We start from the raw sequence: 16,323 nt of genomic DNA, 5'->3' as shown, positions 1-16,323 counted from the left end.
GCTGTGCACATGACACGAACAACTCCTGCACAGGAAATCGCAGTTGACGGTCTCCGCCGCCCCAGCCGCCCGCGCCGCGCCGGGGCCGCTCTCGCGGTGACGGCGCTCGCCGTTGTGACACTCGCGGCCTGCGGCACCGAGCGGACGGGTGCGGGTGGTTCGCGGAACACCTCCGTCGACACCGTCGCGGCCGAGCCCGCCGCCGCGCCGCCCGCCGCCGAGGAGCAGGAGGCGTTCGTGGAGATGATGGACGCGGTGGCGCGGTGGTGCGCCGCCGAGGCGCCGGTCGCGGAGGGCGGGCCGCCGGCCGCTCCGCAGGAGCCGCTGCCGGTCGAGGAGATCGCGCCCGACGGCACCCGCCGGCCGTCCGTCGATCCCTCGCCGCAGCCGGAACTCGAACTGAACGCCGCCGACCGGTGCGCGGGCAACCTCCATGTCGAACGAATCGTCCATGAGCTCTGGACCGTGGAGGATCCCACGCCCGCGCAGGTCAGGAAGATCCTCAACGATCTCGGATACGTCGACGAGCGCATCCACGGCCTCAAGCGGTCCGGCACGGCCACGCGGTTCCACCTCGACCTGCGGTTCAGGGGCGGTTCGCTCGCCCTTGACGGGTCGGCGGACGCCGAGTTGACCGAGATCGACATGTTCGAAGCTGACGGCACCGGCCCGTTCGTGCCGGAGGAGGTGCTGCGGAAGCGGTAGGTACCGGAGCACCGCTACCGGACGATCGCCTCCGCCACTATCCGTACGCGCGTACCCGGCCGCATTCCCCACTCCGCCATCGCCCCGGCCTCGGACTCCACGACATGGCGGGCGCGGAGCCTGGGCAGTCCGAGTCGGCCGGGCTTCATCGTGTGGACGGCGAGGACGTTGAAGTGCCGGTCGAGGTAGGCCACATCGATCGCGAACCGCATCCGGAAGGTGTGCACGCTCGCGCACGGTGTGATCAGCAGGGCTCCCTCGACACCGTCCTGACCGAGCAGGCCGCGCGTCCGCGCCCGGTAGGAGGCCGCGATCCGCAGCGGCACCTCCCGGGTCCCCGTACCGTCCGCGCTGCCCGTGCCGACCGTGAGCGTTCCGCTGCCGTTGCGCCATGTCCCCATGGGCACCGACCGTAGCCGCCCGCGCCCGCCGCTGGGTCCGGAACCCCGGGCAATGGGCCCCAGGGCCCAAGACCCGTACCGCACAACGGGATTAGGGTCGCGGGTGTGGACGCCACACTCATCGCAGTCGCCGCCCTCTGGGGTATCGCCACCGGGCTGCTGATCCCGCGTGCCGCGTACCGGTTCTCCGTCGAGCCGGACGAGGACTGGCGCGACAGCTGTCCCGCCGGCCACCCGCTCACCGGACCCGTGGGCGGCTGGCTCGGATCGACGCGCTGTGCGACCTGCGCCGTGGCCGTGCCTGCCCTTCCGGGTCGCACGGTCACCGAGGGCGTGGGCGCCGGGCCGGCGGCCCCGGAACACGCTCCGCGCCCCGCCACCACCGCACCCCGGTACGCCCCCGCCGTCCTCGCGCCCGTGGTCGGCGCGCTCGCCTGTACGGCCCTCGCGGCCGCCACCGGGGCCCGGCCCGAGCTCGTCGTCTGGCTGCTGCTCACGCCCGTCGCCGTACTCCTCGCCGTCATCGACCGCCGGGTCCACCGCCTGCCCGACCGGCTGACTCTGCCGCTGGCCGGAGCGGCGGCGCTGCTCCTGGGCGCGGTGTCCCTCGCTCCCGAGCACACCGGGTCCTGGACCTCCGCCCTGCTCGGCGGACTCGCACTGGGCGGCTTCTACTTCCTGCTCTTCCTGATCAACCCGAACGGCATGGGCTTCGGTGACGTGAAGCTCGCCCTCTCCCTCGGGGTGGCGCTCGGCTGGTTCGGCTGGGCGGTGCTGTTCGCCGGAGGGTTCGCGGGATTCCTGCTCGGCGCGGTGTACGGGCTGGGCCTGATGCTCCTGCGCGGGGCCGGCCGGAAGACGGGCATCCCGTTCGGTCCGTTCATGATCGCGGGGGCGCTCCTCGGTGTACTGTTCGGCGCCCTGGCCGCCTGAGACACGGCTTCCGCGACACGGAATACGGTCGCGTCCCCAGCCGTACAGCTGCGACGATCACCCCATGTCCGATTCACCGACCCCAGACACCTCGTCGTCCGACGAGCGCTTCGAAGCGCTCGTCGCCGAAGCGGACGCGGTCTCCGTCGACGGCTGGGACTTCTCCTGGCTCGAAGGCCGGGCCACCGAGGAGCGCCCCTCGTGGGGCTACGCGCGCGCCATGGCCGACCGGATGGCCGGTGCCCGCTGCGCCCTCGACATCCAGACCGGCGGGGGTGAGGTCCTCGCCTCCGTGCCGAAGCTGCCCCCGCTGACCGTGGCCACCGAGTCCTGGCCCCCGAACGTCGCCCGTGCCACGGCCCGCCTGCACCCGCTCGGCGCCGTCGTCGTCGTGGACGAGGACCAGCCGCCGCTGCCGTTCGGCGACGCGGCCTTCGACCTGGTGGTCAGCCGGCACCCGGTCACGACGTGGTGGGGGGAGATCGCCCGGGTGCTCCAGCCCGGCGGCACCTACTTCTCTCAACAGGTCGGCCCGGCGAGCGTCTTCGAACTCGTCGAGTTCTTCCTCGGCGCGCAGCCGCCCGAGGTGCGCGACGCGCGCGACGGGGAGAAGGCCCGCGCCGAAGCCGTCGCCGCCGGGCTCGACGTGGTCGATCTGCGGCCTGAGCGGCTGCGGACCGAGTTCTTCGACATCGGGGCGGTCGTCTATTTCCTCCGCAAGGTCATCTGGATGGTCCCGGGCTTCACGGTCGAGGCGTACCGTCCGCAACTGAAGGCGCTGCACCGGAGGATCGAGAGCGAGGGGCCCTTCCTCGCGCACACCACCCGCTTCCTGATCGAGGCCCGCAAGCCGGGGTGATATGGGTCGCAACCGCTCAACAGAGTTGTGCGACAAGGCACTTGAGGGTGACCGGTAGTGCAACGCCTTCGCGCGTTCCACCGTCCTACCGGTGGGCAGGGCGAACCGGTGGGGCGAGCGCACGGTGAGGGAGCTGGTCATGACGGTGGGAAGGGACGAGCCCGGCGAGGACATCCGCGAACCGGCGGGCCGGACGCGCGGCGCTGACGCCGACTGGCTGAAAGGCGCCTGGATCACCGCCGTTCACGGCCTCTTCTACCGCCCCGAAGGGATCACGGGGGAGCCCGAAGCCATCGAGTTCGTCCTCTCCGGAGGTGAGTCGGTCCTCCTGACCTGCGCCTCCGACTGGACCCTGCGGATCACCCCCGGCGGCTGGCCGGGGCTTCCCGACTGGTGCGTTCCGGCGGGCCAGTGGCAGTTCTCCGCACTGACCGACCTGCCCGTCCCGCCGTACGGCGGAGCCTGGACGGTGACCGGCACGGAGGAGCTGCGCGACGAGACCGGGGAGGTGCGGCAGGTGGTCATCCGGTGCGAGGACGGCGACTTCGTGGTCGTCGCCGGGGACACGATGGCGATCCGCTTCGTACGCCCCTGACACCAGGCCCCCACCGGCCCCGGTCCGCCCTACGCGTGCGGTCCCACCGTCACCGGCCCCACCGTGAGCTCCGCCGTCCCCTCCAGGACCTCGGCCACGCGCTCCGCCTGCGCGGCCACTTCCTTCAGCGTGACGGCGGTGAGCGGCGCCAGTGGTTCCACGGTCACCGCGATCCGGCGGCCCGAGCGGCGCTGGTGCCAGACGCCGGCGACCGTACCGTCCACCAGCAGGACGGGGTAGTTGCCCGCCTGCCCGCGCGCGAGAGCGCGTTCGCTCGCGGGGCCGGGGAAGAGCCGCTCGCGAGGCTGCGAGGCGATGGTGAACGCGTCGAAGTAGGGGAGCAGGCGCACGCCCCGGGCGGGCGGGGCCGAGAAGCCGGTGTCGCCCGACGCCACCCAGGCCGGTTCACCCTCGTACGTCACCTCCTCGATCGCCCCCGTGGCGGCCAGCTCGGCGAACAGCCGGTTCGCCCAGCCGCCGGCCGTGGCGAGCCACTTCGCGAAGTGGGCGGGCGTCGCGGGGCCGTACGCGCGCAGATAGCGCCCGACCAGCGCGGCCAGGGCCTCCGGCCCGGGGAGCGGGGTGGTGCCCGGGTTGGTGTAGGTGGCCTTGCGGCCCCGGTCGGGACCGTAACTCAGAACGCCCCGGTGGCCTGCCAGGTGCATCACCTGACGCCAGCGCGGCCACATCCCCTGGAACGCGGGCATCACCGGGTCGCCCGCCCAGGGCCCGGTGCGGGCGATGACGGCGTCGGAGAGCTCGTCGATGGTCAGGTCGGCGCCCGTGAGCGCGTCGGCCACGGCGGCGAGGACCTCCTCGGTCTGACCGGGTGTCATCCGGACGTCCCCGCCGAACGGGCCGGCGCCGGTCGGCAACGCGGACAGCGCCCCCGTCCAGAGCGGGAGCTCGGCGGCGGGCAGCAGATGGACGGTGCCGCGCGGCCCGAACGTCTTCACCAGGGTCCGGTCCCTCCACAGGGCCGCGCGCACGTCGGTGCGTACGGCTCCGGGCAGGCGCAGTGCGACGGACAGCTCCGCCGCCGACAACACCTGGGCGTGTGCCCCCAGCATCGCGCCGGCGGCTTCGGCAGGGCCGCGCTCCGCGGATGAGGTGGCGGACAGGGATGCGTCGGAGAGTGCCTGACGGGCGATCCGGCGGGCGTTCGCCTCGGGCCAGGTCACGGTCACGGTGCGGGCTCGTTTCGTCATGCGCCGAATCTAGGACGCCATGCGGTCAGAGCCTGTCCTCTATATGCGTCCGACTTCTCGCCCACATGCCTGTGCGAGGGACACCCTCACGTCAAGGCGGCACCCGGCGTCGTCCGCCTCTTTCCCCACCCTCCCCAGCGGACTCCGCAGCACCCGGAACCGTCTCCGCAGTGCAGTCCGGCGAATTCGGAGAGTAGTTGTGGAGTGGCGTGGCACGCACCATCACTTACGAAGGGTTATGGTGGAAACCCCCCCTCGGGCCGGTCCGTAACCCCCCCCCCACGGACCGGCCCGATTTTTGTCTCCAGGGCTGTGAAGCCCTTGTGGGGCCCTTGTGCAGACCCTGTGTCACCCGGCCGTCGTCAGTTGCGTCCGGCCCAGATGTTGGTGCCCGCGGTGTCCACGGCGAAGGTGTCGATCTCCTTCAACTCCTCGGCGGACAGCGCCGGTCCGGCCAGAGCCGCCACATTCTGCTCAAGCTGCCTCACACTTGAGGCTCCGATCAGAGCCGACGTCATACGGCTGTCACGCAGGACCCAGGCGATGGCGAGCTGCGCCAGGGACTGTCCGCGCTCCTTGGCGATGTCGTTCAGCCCGTTGAGGCGGCGGACGACCTCGCCGGAGAGCAGGTCCGGGTCGAGGGACTTGCCCTGGGTGGCACGCGAGCCCGCCGGGATGCCCGTCAGGTACTTGTCCGTGAGCAGGCCCTGCGCGAGCGGCACGAAGGAGATGCACCCCATGCCGGCCGTCTCCAGCGTGTCGAGCAGTCCGTCGTCCTCCAGCCAGCGGTTGATCATCGAGTAGGACGGCTGGTGGATGAGGGCGGGGACGCCCATCTCCTTGAGCAGCCGGGCCGCCTCCGCGGTCTGCTCCGCGTTGTACGAGGACACACCCGCGTACAGCGCCTTGCCCTGCCGGACGGCGGAGGCCAGTGCGCCCATCGTCTCCTCGAGAGGAGTGTCCGGGTCGAAGCGGTGGGAGTAGAAGATGTCGACGTAGTCGAGCCCCATCCGCTTGAGCGAGGCGTCGAGCGAGGAGAGCAGGTACTTGCGGGAGCCCCACTCCCCGTACGGGCCGGGGTGCATGTCGTACCCGGCCTTGGTGGAGATGATCAGCTCGTCCCGGTACGGGGCGAAGTCCTGCTGGAAGAGCTTGCCGAAATTGAGCTCGGCGGAGCCGGGCGGCGGCCCGTAGTTGTTGGCCAGGTCGAAGTGGGTCACACCGAGGTCGAAGGCACGGCGGAGGATCGCGCGCTGGGAGTCCAGTGTGCGGTCGTCGCCGAAGTTGTGCCAGAGGCCGAGGGAGACGGCGGGGAGCTTGAGACCGCTGCGGCCGGTGCGGCGGTACTCCATGGAGTCGTAGCGCGACTCGGCTGCGCGGTAGGAGAGGGATTCAGTCACGTTTCTCTGCTTATCACGGAGTTGTGACAGACCGGGTTGGGCCGCCGTGACCCGTGCGCAGTAATGTGGCCGCTTCGGGGAATGCCGATGCGCGGCGCGCCGCCTTGTGCGCGCGGACCGTGCGAACCATGCGGCTATCCCCCACGGGGGACGACCCCGGACCCCCGGCGACGGGGAAGACGGGCTCGTGGCCCGTACGGAACCGAGAGGGTGAACTCAGTGAACTTGCGCGACCTGGTGTACGGGCTCTACGCACGCCGGGTGGAAGGCCGCCTGGATCACGACCAGGTGCCCAAGCACATCGGTGTCATCCTCGACGGCAACCGGCGCTGGGCCAAGGCGTCCGGCGGCTCGGCGGTGCAGGGGCACCAGGCCGGTGCGGACAAGATCTCCGAGCTGCTCGGCTGGTGCAGTGAGACCGACGTCGAGGTCGTCACCCTCTGGCTGCTCTCCACGGACAACTTCGACCGGCCCGAAGCGGAGCTGATCCCGCTCCTCGGCATCATCGAGAACACCGTGAGCAATCTCGCGGCGGACGGGCGGTGGCGTGTCCACCACGTCGGCACGCTGGACCTGCTGCCGGCCCGTACGCAGACCGTCCTCAAGGAGGCGGAGCAGGCCACGGCCGGTATCGACGGAATAATCGTGAATGTCGCGGTCGGCTACGGCGGGCGCCAGGAGATCGCGGACGCGGTGCGGTCGCTGCTGCTCGACCACGCGTCGAAGGGCACGTCGTTCGAGGAGCTGGCGGAGGTGGTCTCCACGGACCTGATCTCCGAGCACCTGTACACCCGTGGGCAGCCGGATCCGGACCTGGTGATCCGTACGAGCGGTGAGCAGCGGCTGTCCGGCTTCATGCTCTGGCAGAGCGCCCACTCGGAGTACTACTTCTGCGAGGTGTTCTGGCCGGCGTTCCGCAAGGTGGACTTCCTCCGGGCCCTTCGCGACTACGCGGCCCGCCACCGCCGCTACGGCACCTGACCCGAAGGGCCGGGGTGCCCGTGCGCGCCCGGCCCGCCCGTCGCCGAAGGGCGTACGGAAACAAGCCCGCCCGGCGATCGCGGGCGAAGGTCGCCCACGGTGACGTCGGCCGTACCCCGGTCGTCACCCCGCGTCCACCAGGACTCTTCCGCACCGTGTCGTCGCCGTCGGCATGGCTGGGCGTGTTCGAGGGAATACCCCTGACAGGTCGACATCCGGTCAGGAACCGGGCGGATGTCGTGTCCAAGTGAGTGGCACCCAGCCCGCTCGCCCGGGAGGCCCTTTGCACACGAAGGACCGTACACATCGTGCGGCCGACGCGGAGGGCCGGCGTTCGGCCCTCGCAGAGGGTTCCGAACCCGGTCCGTCCTCTTCCCTTTCCCTTGGGAAGTTCCGCGACGCCCGTCGCACTCCCCGACCTCGTCCGAGGGGGTACGTCCTTCCGTGGTGACCAGCACAAAGCGCCGCATGCCCGACAGGCGCACCTACGTTCTCGACACCAGCGTCCTGCTGGCCGATCCCAACGCCATGTCCCGCTTCGACGAGCACGAAGTCGTGCTGCCGATCGTCGTGGTCACGGAGCTGGAGGCCAAACGGCACCATCCGGAGCTCGGGTACTTCGCCCGGCAGGCGCTGCGCCTGCTGGACGACTTCCGGGTCCGGTACGGCCGGCTCGATGCCCCGATCCCCCTCGGGGATCTGGGCGGGACGCTCCGCGTCGAACTCAACCATTCCGATCCCGGCGTACTGCCCGCCGGCTACCGGTTGGGGGACAACGACTCACGGATTCTCGCGGTCGCGCGAAACCTGCAGGCCGAGGGGTACGACGTCACGGTCGTCTCCAAGGACCTGCCGCTGCGGATCAAGGCGTCCTCGGTCGGCCTCCTCGCCGAGGAGTACCGCGCCGAGCTCGCCATCACCGATTCCGGCTGGACCGGAATGGCGGAGCTGGCCCTCTCGGGCGAGCAGGTGGATCTCCTGTTCACCGAGGAGACGCTGTACGTCCCCGAGGCGGCCGAGCTGCCCGTGCACACCGGCCTCGTCCTCCAGTCCGAGCGCGGCAAGGCGCTCGGCCGGGTCACGCCCGAGGGCAACGTGCGGCTGGTGCGCGGTGACAGGGAGGCGTTCGGGATCCACGGACGCAGTGCCGAGCAGCGCGTCGCGCTCGATCTGCTCCTCGACCAGGACGTCGGCATCGTCTCCATGGGAGGTCGCGCGGGCACCGGCAAGTCCGCGCTGGCGCTCTGCGCCGGACTGGAAGCCGTACTGGAGCGCAGGCAGCACCAGAAGGTGATGGTCTTCCGGCCGCTGTACGCGGTCGGCGGGCAGGAACTCGGCTATCTCCCCGGCTCCGAGGCCGAGAAGATGAGCCCGTGGGCGCAGGCGGTCTTCGACACGCTCTCGGCCGTCGCCGGGCGCGAGGTGATCGAGGAGGTGCTGGGGCGCGGGATGCTGGAGGTCCTGCCGCTCACCCACATCCGGGGCCGCTCGCTCCACGACGCGTTCGTGATCGTCGACGAGGCGCAGTCGCTCGAACGCAACGTCCTGCTGACCGTGTTGTCCCGTATCGGGTCGAATTCCCGAGTCGTGCTCACGCACGACGTGGCGCAGCGGGACAACCTCAGGGTCGGCCGGCACGACGGAGTCGTCGCCGTGGTCGAGAAGCTGAAGGGTCATCCGCTCTTCGCCCACGTCACGCTGACCCGGTCCGAGCGTTCGCAGATCGCCGCACTGGTGACCGAAATGCTGGAGGAAGGCCACATCTGATAGGGGATAGGACAGTTGGTGCCGCCCGGCGAGCCGAAGAGCTTAGCCGGGCGGCATCGTGCTGTGCCGTTGTTTCCTCGAAACTGAGGGGCCAAACGGGGTGTGAGCTTTAACACGCAACACAGAATTGCCTCACGGCGTCCGCGTCCGGCAGAGTCTTGCTTCCGTCAGGCCCCGCATACGGCACTTGTGCATCTCCAGAGGTGCACAGCACCACACAACTCCACACTTGCCGACCGTATGCCGCCCGCGAGCACCACGCGGCACTCCCGCAAGGGAGTTGCCCATCGGGCCCGTGCCTCCCGTGACCCAGGCAGTAGGGAGGCCAGTGTCAGGGGCACGATTGCGCCCGCGAGGTCACCTAAGCGGACGATGCTGGAAGGACACCATGTGAGCCGGATCTCGGTCCGGGGGTTCGCGGTGGCATCTGCCACAGCGGTCACCACCGTAGGCGCCGTCGTAGGCGTTGCATCGGGCAGCACTCCCGCTGCCGACGACAACAACTTCGAAGCGGCCGCAGCCGACACCACGCTGCTCGCAGACATTCCCGCGGGCCAGCAGGCCCAGGTGCAGACGGCTTCGCTGACACAGCAGGCCGATGCCCAGGCATCCGCAGCCGACGCGGCAGCGAAGAAGTCCGCAGAGGAATCCGCCCGTATCCAGGCCGCCAAGGACGCCGAGTCCAAGAAGCAGGCTGCCGAGGACAAGGTGGAGGCCGAGCGGAAGGCCGAGGCTGCGAAGAAGGAAGAGGCCGAGCGCGCAAGCCGCTCGGCGGCCCGCGACGCCACCTCGTTCGCGACGCAGAGCTCGTACAGTGTTGCCGAAGTGCAGGCGATGGCCCGTCAGATGGTCCCCGCCGACCAGTTCCAGTGCTTCAGCAACATCGTGAACCACGAGTCGACGTGGAACTACCGGGCGACCAACCCGTCCTCCGGTGCCTACGGCCTCATGCAGGCGCTCCCGGGCTCGAAGATGGTGTCCGCCGGTGCCGACTGGCAGACCAACCCGGCCACCCAGATCAAGTGGGGCCTCAGCTACATGGACGGGCGCTACGGCAGCCCGTGCGGTGCCTGGTCCTTCTGGCAGGCCAACAACTGGTACTAGGGGAGGCTCCCGGTGGTCCCGTGAGGGAGACCGGCGCTCAACCCCGTGAAGCCCTCCACCGTCATACGGTGGAGGGCTTCACGCGTGTACGGTCGCATTCCGGGCGACTCCGGGGGCAGTGGTGGGGAGACAGCATGGGGGAGAGGGAACGATCATGTCGAAACTGCCAGGGTGGTTCGGCCGTCTCGGCGCCGAACTGACCGACATCGGGGAGCGCCTGGACCGCCGTCGGGCCGAGGCCGACGCGGAGGCCGACTCAGAGGCCCACCGGCTGCGCGCACGGGGCGGGCCGGCCGGCCTCGACGGCGGCGGCCGGGAGGACGTGGTGGTGGAGCACGTGCCCCCGCCTCCCGCGTACGCCCCGTCCGTCGCGGCCAGGCCCGATCCGGTCGCGGCGATCCCCTGGGGGATGCGGGTCGCGGCCGAGGCGGGCTGGCGGCTGCTCGTCCTTGCGGGCACCCTCTGGGTGCTGATGCGGATCATCAGCGCCGTACAGCTCGTGGTCCTGGCCTTCGTCGCCGCGCTGCTCGTCACCGCGATGCTCCAGCCGACCGTGGTGCGCCTGAAGCGGCTCGGTCTGCCGCGCGGGCTGGCGACCGCGGTCACCGCGATCCTCGGCTTCGTCGTCATGGGGCTGGTCGGCTGGTTCGTGGTGTGGCAGGTGATGGACAACCTCGACACGCTCTCCGACCGGGTGCGCGACGGCATCGACGAGCTGAAGCGCTGGCTGCTCGACAGCCCCTTCCACGTCACCGAGTCGCAGATCAACGACATCGCGAAGACTCTCAGCGACACGATCGGCACCAACACGGAGGAGATCACCTCGGCGGGGCTCCAGGGCGTCACCGTGATGGTCGAGGTCCTCACCGGGCTGCTGCTGGCGATGTTCTCGACGCTCTTCCTGCTGTACGACGGGAAGCGCATCTGGCACTGGGTGCTGAGGCTCGTGCCGGTCCAGGCGAGGCCGGGCGTGGCCGGCGCCGGACCGCGCGCCTGGCGCACGCTCACCGCCTACGTGCGGGGGACGGTGCTGGTCGCGCTGATCGACGCCATCTTCATCGGGCTCGGGATCTACTTCCTCGATGTGCCGATGGCGGTGCCGCTCGCGGTGTTCATCTTCCTCTTCGCCTTCATCCCGCTCGTCGGGGCCGTGGTCTCCGGGGCGCTCGCGGTGGTCGTCTCGCTCGTCACCCAGGGTGTGTTCACCGCCCTGATGGTGCTGATCGTGGTGCTCGCCGTGCAGCAGATCGAGGGCCACATCCTCCAGCCGTTCATCCTCGGACGCGCCGTACGGGTCCACCCGCTGGCCGTCGTCCTGTCCGTCGCGGCGGGCGGGATGATCGCGGGCATCGGAGGCGCCGTGGTCGCCGTACCGCTGGTCGCCGTGACCAATACGGTGGTCGGCTATCTGCGGGCCTACGGGCAGGAGGAGTCCCGTCGGCACTCGCCCGCGCCGCACGGAGCCACGGCGTACGAGCTGGCGCCGGTCCCGGCCCCGGGTTCGCCGCCGAAGGAACCGGACCTGCCCGCCGACGGCGAGCCGGACGGGCCGGGGGAGAGCCGGGAAAGCTGAGCGGAGCGATAAGAAGGGCCCCGTGGACGGTCGGTCGTCCCCGGGGCCCTTCTCGTTCAAGGGTACTGCGGTGTTACTCGGCGAGAACCGCTTCGGATTCGAGGGTCACGCCGACCGCCTGGATCACCGAGGCGATCTTGACGGCTTCCTGAATGGTCTCACGGTCCACGCCGGCCTTGCGCAGCACCTGCTCGTGGGAGTCGAGGCACTGGCCGCAGCCGTTGATCGCGGAGACGGCGAGCGACCACAGTTCGAAGTCGATCTTCTCCACGCCCGGCTTGCCGATGACGTTCATCCGCAGGCCCGCACGGAGCGTCCCGTACTCCGGGTCCGACAGCAGGTGCCGGGTCCGGTAGAAGACGTTGTTCATCGCCATGACGGCCGCGGCCGACTTCGCCGCGGTGTACGCCTCGGCGGAGAGGTTGGCCTTGGCCTCCGGCTCCAGCTCGCGGAGCACGATCGGCGAGCGCGAGGCGATCGCGCAGGCCAGGACGGTGCCCCACAGCTGCTGCTGGGGAAGTTCGCTGTTGCCGATGACCGAGCCGAGGTTCAGCTTCAGGTCCTTGGCGAAGTCCGGTATGGCGGACTTCAGTTCGTCGAGAGCCATGATCGTGTCAGCTCACTCGCCCGAGAGGAGCGCGACGGGGTCGAGGGTGTTCTCGCCCTTGGTCCAGTTGCAGGGGCACAGCTCGTCGGTCTGCAGGGCATCGAGGACCCGCAGGACCTCCTTGGGGTTACGGCCCACGGAACCGGCGGTCACCATCGTGAACTGGATCTCGTTGTTCGGGTCGACGATGAAGACGGCGCGCTGGGCGAAGCCGTCCTCGCCCTCGATGCCGAGGTCACGCATGAGCTCGTGCTTCGAGTCGGCCAGCATGGGGAAGGGCAGGTCGGTCAGGTCCGGGTGGTCCTTGCGCCAGGCGTGGTGCACGAACTCGGAGTCACCGGAGAAGCCGAGGACCTGGGCGTCGCGGTCGGCGAACTCGTCGTTCAGCTTGCCGAAGGCGGCGATCTCGGTGGGGCACACGAAGGTGAAGTCCTTCGGCCAGGCGAAGACGATCTTCCACTGACCCTCGTAGGTCTTGTGGTTGATCTGCTCGAACTCCTTGCCCGCCTCCAGCGAGACACAAGCGGTCAGGTCGAACTGGGGGAACTTGTCACCGACAGTGAGCACGCGCTCTCCTTGCAGCTTAGGAATTCCCTTTTGGGGAGGTTCCTGGGGGTTGGACTGAAGCCACCATGGCACAGAGTGCATTGATCACGGAAATCGCCTTCGTGGCATCCATTGATCGCTCATCTCGATCAGTGGCGGGCTTGCGGCGGGCCTTGTGAGGTGGCTCATTGATAGACCCGGCGGATACACTCGATCGCGACGATCGGAGGTTCCTATCAATGAGCCAGGGGAACCAGGGCAACAGGCCCAAACAGCCCAGCCTCTCGCAGCTGCGCGCCTTCGCCGCCGTCGCGGAGCACCTGCACTTCCGTGACGCGGCGGCCGCGATCGGGATGAGTCAGCCCGCACTCTCCGGAGCCGTGTCGGCGCTGGAGGAGGCACTGGGTGTCCAGCTCATCGAGCGTACGACGCGCAAGGTGCTGCTCTCGCCCGCCGGGGAGCGGCTGGCGGTGCGGACCCAGGTGGTGCTGGATGCCGTCGGGTCCCTCATGGAGGAGGCGGAGGCGGTGCGGGCGCCGTTCACCGGGGTGCTCAGGCTCGGAGTGATCCCGACCGTCGCCCCGTATCTCCTGCCGACCGTGCTCCGGCTCGTCCACCGGCGCTATCCGGAGCTGGACCTCCAGGTCCACGAGGAGCAGACCTCCTCGCTGCTGGAGGGGCTGGCGGCCGGACGGCTCGATCTGCTGCTCCTCGCCGTACCGCTCGGTGTGCCCGGAGTGACCGAACTCCCGCTCTTCGACGAGGACTTCGTGCTCGTCATGGAGCGGGCGCACCGGCTGGGCGGGCGCGTCGACATTCCGCGCGAGGCGCTGCGCGAGCTGCCGCTGCTCCTCCTGGACGAGGGGCACTGCCTGCGTGACCAGGCCCTGGACATCTGCCGGGAGGCCGGACGCACGCAGGGCGCGCCCGTGACGACTACGGCGGCCGGGCTCTCCACCCTGGTGCAGCTGGTCGCCGGAGGTCTCGGTGTGACGCTGCTGCCGAGGACGGCGGTGACGGTGGAGGCGGGCCGCAACGAGGCTCTGGCGACGGGGTACTTCGCGGAGCCGGCCCCCTCGCGGCGAGTGGCGCTGGCGATGCGCTCGGGGGCGGCCAGGCACGAGGAGTTCGAGGAGTTCGCGGACGCGCTGCGCGAGGAGATGGAGTCGCTGCCGGTACGGGTCGCCGGACGGGCCCCGTCGGCGGGCCCGTCCGGCAGTTGAGCGCGGTGCGGTCAGGTCACTCCGTACGCAGACCGTCCGGGCGCATCATGCGCCACAGGGGCGGCAGCGACAGCAGGGTCACCAGGAGGATCAGCCCGGCGCCCGCGCCCGCCATCGGCAGGAACAGCGTCCAGTCGGACACCTCCTTGGCGATCATCCACGTGAGGATCGCGCCGAGACCAAGTCCGCCCAGGACCGCCACCCCCAGTCCCAGCACCACCGGCACGGCGGTCTGCCAGAGCACCGACCAGCCGAGGGTGGTGCGCCGGGTGCCGAAGGCGACCAGGACGGAGAGCAGCCGCTTGCGCTCGCGCAGCTGTTCCAGCTGGGAGACCAGCATGGAGGCGGCGATGAGCAGCAGGGTGGCGGTCGCACCGACCTGGAGACCGGTCTGGATGCTGGCGTACTGCCGGTCGCGTTCCACCGAGTTGAGGGTGGCGACCCGCATTCCGGGATCGATCCGGGCCGCCGTGTTGCGTACGTGCTCGGCGGCGTCCGGGACGCTTTCGTCGATCCGGACCTGCGTCACGACCGCCGCTTCGGGCAGGAGGCCCGCGTCCAGGGCGCCGGGCGTCACCATGATGCCCCAGCGGCTCTCGCCCATCGGGTCGGGACGGGTGGTGACGGTCCGGGTCTCGGCCGGCAGGGTCCAGAGCATCGGCCCGGCGCCCGAGGAGGTGTCGAACTCGATCTTCCGTCCCTTGCGGGCGGTCCGGTCGACCCAGTCCGACATCCTCCTGTCGTTCGCCGGGTGCACGACGAAGGTGTCGCCGTCCTCGCAGTCGCTGATCCGGGCCACTTCGCGCAGGGTCGCGCAGTCGCCGATGGAGACGGAGGTGGTGGGCTCGACGGCGTCGCCCCTGTACACGCCCGGCGTGGTGGCGTACGCCTCGACCAGGCCGATGACCTTGTCCACGCCCTTTGTGGCCCGCATCTCCGTGAGCGTCGTGGCGGCGGCGTCGCCGCTGACCTTCTCGGACCACAGGGCGAACTGCGCCCGTGAGGGGTCCTGGCCCGTCGCCCGGTTGAAGTCGTCGTTCATCGCGGCGAACAGCATCTGGAGCGCGACGGCGCCCGCCACGGCGACCGTCACCCCGCTGACGGCCCGTGTCGCGGCCCCTCCGTTCAACTGGAGCCTGCGGGTGGCCAGTTGCCACGGCACCGGGCCGCCGCGCAGCCGGTGCACGCAGGCGTCGACCAGCCACGGCAGCAGCAGGGCGAGCCCGACGAGGACGAGAACCGCCCCGAGCGCGATGGGGTAGGGATCGACGGGGGTTGCCTCGTCGACCTTGCCCGTCAGTCCGAGGACCACGGCGCCCGCGACCGGCAGCAGGAGCCGCCACCAGAGCCGACGGCCCCGGCCGCGGCCCTCACGTGCGACGCCGAGCGGCTCGATCACCACCGACCGCATGGCGATCAGCGTCACGAGGACCGAGACGAGCGGCACCGCGACGGCGGTCAGCGCGCACAGGGCGGGGGCGGGGGCGAGGTCGGCCGGGAAGGCGCTGACGTCCCAGACCTCGACGTGGCCGACGAACTGCCGTCCCACCAGGAACAGGACGAGGCCGGCCAGCAGTCCGAGCACCGAGCCGAACAGCGCCTCGCCCGCCGCGATCCGGCGGGTCATCCGGATGTCCGAACCGACCAGGCGCAGCGCGGCGAGTCTCTGGTCGCGGCGTTCGCCGCCGAAGCGCACGGCCGTCGCGATGAAGATGCCCACCGGGACGAGGAGCACCACGCAGACGATGATGACCAGCAGGACGAGGAGGGGCGGCACGCGTTCGGCGGGGCCGGTGTCGCCGTACCCGTCGAGCCGGTGTCCGCCCGTGCCGGACGTCAGGGTGCCGCTGCCCGCGTAGAAGAGCAGCTCGCCCGGGGAGACCAGGCCCGCGTCGGAGATGGTGCCGGTGATCCGGTAGGGCAGCCGTTCCTTGAGGAGGCGGTTCTCCGGTGCGGCGAGCAGTTCCTCCAGGGCGGGGGACACGAGCATCTCGTCCGGGGCGGGGAAGGTGGCGACGCCCGGCGGGGTGACCGGGTGGGCGCCGTCCGCCCGCATGAGGAAGCCCGCGACGGTGCGGTCGTGGTACTCGGTGCCCGCGTTGATCCGGAGTACCGAGGTGTCCGACTTCTTCGCCGCGGTGTCGGGGTCGACGGAGATCCTCGGCTCGGTACGGGCGCGCTCGCGCTCTCCCCGCTGCTCCAGCATGTGCGGCACGGAGGAGGCGACGAGCAGCAGCGCGACGCCGAGGCCGACGCCGATCGCGGTGAGGGCGGTGCGTATCCAGCCTTCCCGGCCGCCGGAGGAGGCGAAGCGGACGCCGAGGCCGAGCTCGCGCAGGAGGGCGCGCGTGCGCGAGGGCCGGGGACGTGCGTCCGCCGCCGCCTTCTCCTGGCCGGGCGGTGCCGTCCGGACCCGCGCGC

At 70.6% G+C, this 16,323-nt stretch carries 15 protein-coding genes; 9 read left to right on the top strand and 6 right to left on the bottom strand.

Annotated features, from left to right (window positions below; genetic code table 11):
- The first annotated feature begins 9 nt into the window (after positions 1 to 9).
- Positions 10 to 705 carry a hypothetical protein gene (locus AB0C82_RS03260; RefSeq protein WP_362835759.1) on the top strand — a complete coding sequence of 232 codons (696 nt, stop codon included), beginning with the start codon at positions 10 to 12 and terminating at the stop codon, positions 703 to 705.
- A 14-nt stretch (positions 706 to 719) separates the two neighbouring features.
- Here the strand turns inward: AB0C82_RS03260 and AB0C82_RS03255 are convergent, their stop codons facing one another.
- Positions 720 to 1,106, bottom strand: a complete 387-nt coding sequence (locus AB0C82_RS03255; protein WP_362835757.1) for a DUF192 domain-containing protein — start codon at positions 1,104 to 1,106, stop codon at positions 720 to 722.
- A gap of 105 nt (positions 1,107 to 1,211) precedes the next feature.
- Here AB0C82_RS03255 and AB0C82_RS03250 point away from each other — a divergent pair, with 105 nt between their 5' ends.
- The 3 genes from AB0C82_RS03250 (at position 1,212) to AB0C82_RS03240 (ending at position 3,493) form a co-directional block, all read left to right on the top strand.
- On the top strand, positions 1,212 to 2,039 hold the full coding sequence (locus AB0C82_RS03250; RefSeq protein ID WP_362835755.1) for an A24 family peptidase: 828 nt from the start codon (positions 1,212 to 1,214) through the stop codon (positions 2,037 to 2,039).
- A gap of 64 nt (positions 2,040 to 2,103) precedes the next feature.
- Positions 2,104 to 2,898 (top strand): class I SAM-dependent methyltransferase, encoded by a 795-nt coding sequence (locus AB0C82_RS03245; RefSeq protein ID WP_362835753.1) that lies wholly within the window; start codon positions 2,104 to 2,106, stop codon positions 2,896 to 2,898.
- A gap of 139 nt (positions 2,899 to 3,037) precedes the next feature.
- Positions 3,038 to 3,493: a hypothetical protein gene (locus tag AB0C82_RS03240; protein WP_362835751.1), complete on the top strand. Its 456-nt coding sequence runs from the start codon at positions 3,038 to 3,040 to the stop codon at positions 3,491 to 3,493.
- A gap of 29 nt (positions 3,494 to 3,522) precedes the next feature.
- On the opposite strand, the gene AB0C82_RS03235 is transcribed toward AB0C82_RS03240, so the two are convergent.
- Together AB0C82_RS03235 and mgrA are read right to left on the bottom strand one after the other, a co-directional pair.
- The gene (locus AB0C82_RS03235; RefSeq protein ID WP_362835749.1) at positions 3,523 to 4,701 is read right to left on the bottom strand and encodes a winged helix DNA-binding domain-containing protein; all 1,179 of its coding nucleotides are present in this window, start codon (positions 4,699 to 4,701) and stop codon (positions 3,523 to 3,525) included.
- A 362-nt stretch (positions 4,702 to 5,063) separates the two neighbouring features.
- Complete coding sequence (gene mgrA, locus AB0C82_RS03230; RefSeq protein ID WP_362835747.1) at positions 5,064 to 6,101, bottom strand: L-glyceraldehyde 3-phosphate reductase; 1,038 nt, start codon at positions 6,099 to 6,101, stop codon at positions 5,064 to 5,066.
- A 219-nt stretch (positions 6,102 to 6,320) separates the two neighbouring features.
- Between mgrA and AB0C82_RS03225 the strand changes: the two genes are divergently transcribed.
- The 4 genes from AB0C82_RS03225 (at position 6,321) to AB0C82_RS03210 (ending at position 11,526) form a co-directional block, all read left to right on the top strand.
- On the top strand, positions 6,321 to 7,082 hold the full coding sequence (locus AB0C82_RS03225) for an isoprenyl transferase (protein WP_362835745.1): 762 nt from the start codon (positions 6,321 to 6,323) through the stop codon (positions 7,080 to 7,082).
- A gap of 444 nt (positions 7,083 to 7,526) precedes the next feature.
- A complete protein-coding gene (locus tag AB0C82_RS03220; protein ID WP_362835743.1) occupies positions 7,527 to 8,849 on the top strand; it encodes a PhoH family protein in 1,323 nt (440 codons plus the stop codon).
- A gap of 390 nt (positions 8,850 to 9,239) precedes the next feature.
- Entirely contained in the window at positions 9,240 to 9,953 is a 714-nt protein-coding gene (locus tag AB0C82_RS03215; RefSeq protein ID WP_362835741.1) for a transglycosylase SLT domain-containing protein, read from the top strand.
- A gap of 154 nt (positions 9,954 to 10,107) precedes the next feature.
- Positions 10,108 to 11,526: an AI-2E family transporter gene (locus AB0C82_RS03210; RefSeq protein ID WP_362835739.1), complete on the top strand. Its 1,419-nt coding sequence runs from the start codon at positions 10,108 to 10,110 to the stop codon at positions 11,524 to 11,526.
- 73 nt (positions 11,527 to 11,599) lie between these two features.
- Here the strand turns inward: AB0C82_RS03210 and AB0C82_RS03205 are convergent, their stop codons facing one another.
- Complete coding sequence (locus AB0C82_RS03205) at positions 11,600 to 12,133, bottom strand: alkyl hydroperoxide reductase (protein WP_362835737.1); 534 nt, start codon at positions 12,131 to 12,133, stop codon at positions 11,600 to 11,602.
- Between the two features lie 12 nt (positions 12,134 to 12,145).
- Positions 12,146 to 12,700 (bottom strand): peroxiredoxin, encoded by a 555-nt coding sequence (locus AB0C82_RS03200; RefSeq protein ID WP_362835735.1) that lies wholly within the window; start codon positions 12,698 to 12,700, stop codon positions 12,146 to 12,148.
- A gap of 218 nt (positions 12,701 to 12,918) precedes the next feature.
- Here AB0C82_RS03200 and AB0C82_RS03195 point away from each other — a divergent pair, with 218 nt between their 5' ends.
- Positions 12,919 to 13,902 (top strand): hydrogen peroxide-inducible genes activator, encoded by a 984-nt coding sequence (locus AB0C82_RS03195; RefSeq protein WP_362835733.1) that lies wholly within the window; start codon positions 12,919 to 12,921, stop codon positions 13,900 to 13,902.
- Positions 13,903 to 13,918: 16 nt separating this feature from the next.
- On the opposite strand, the gene AB0C82_RS03190 is transcribed toward AB0C82_RS03195, so the two are convergent.
- Positions 13,919 to 16,240, bottom strand: coding sequence for an FtsX-like permease family protein (locus AB0C82_RS03190; RefSeq protein WP_362837009.1), 2,322 nt, complete (start codon positions 16,238 to 16,240; stop codon positions 13,919 to 13,921).
- Positions 16,241 to 16,323: the final 83 nt, after the last annotated feature.

It is taken from the genome of Streptomyces sp. NPDC048560, from assembly GCF_040650955.1.
In the GTDB taxonomy this organism is placed as follows: domain Bacteria; phylum Actinomycetota; class Actinomycetes; order Streptomycetales; family Streptomycetaceae; genus Streptomyces.
The sequence above is the reverse complement of the archived record's forward strand: the minus strand, read 5'-3'. Positions and strand labels throughout refer to the sequence as shown.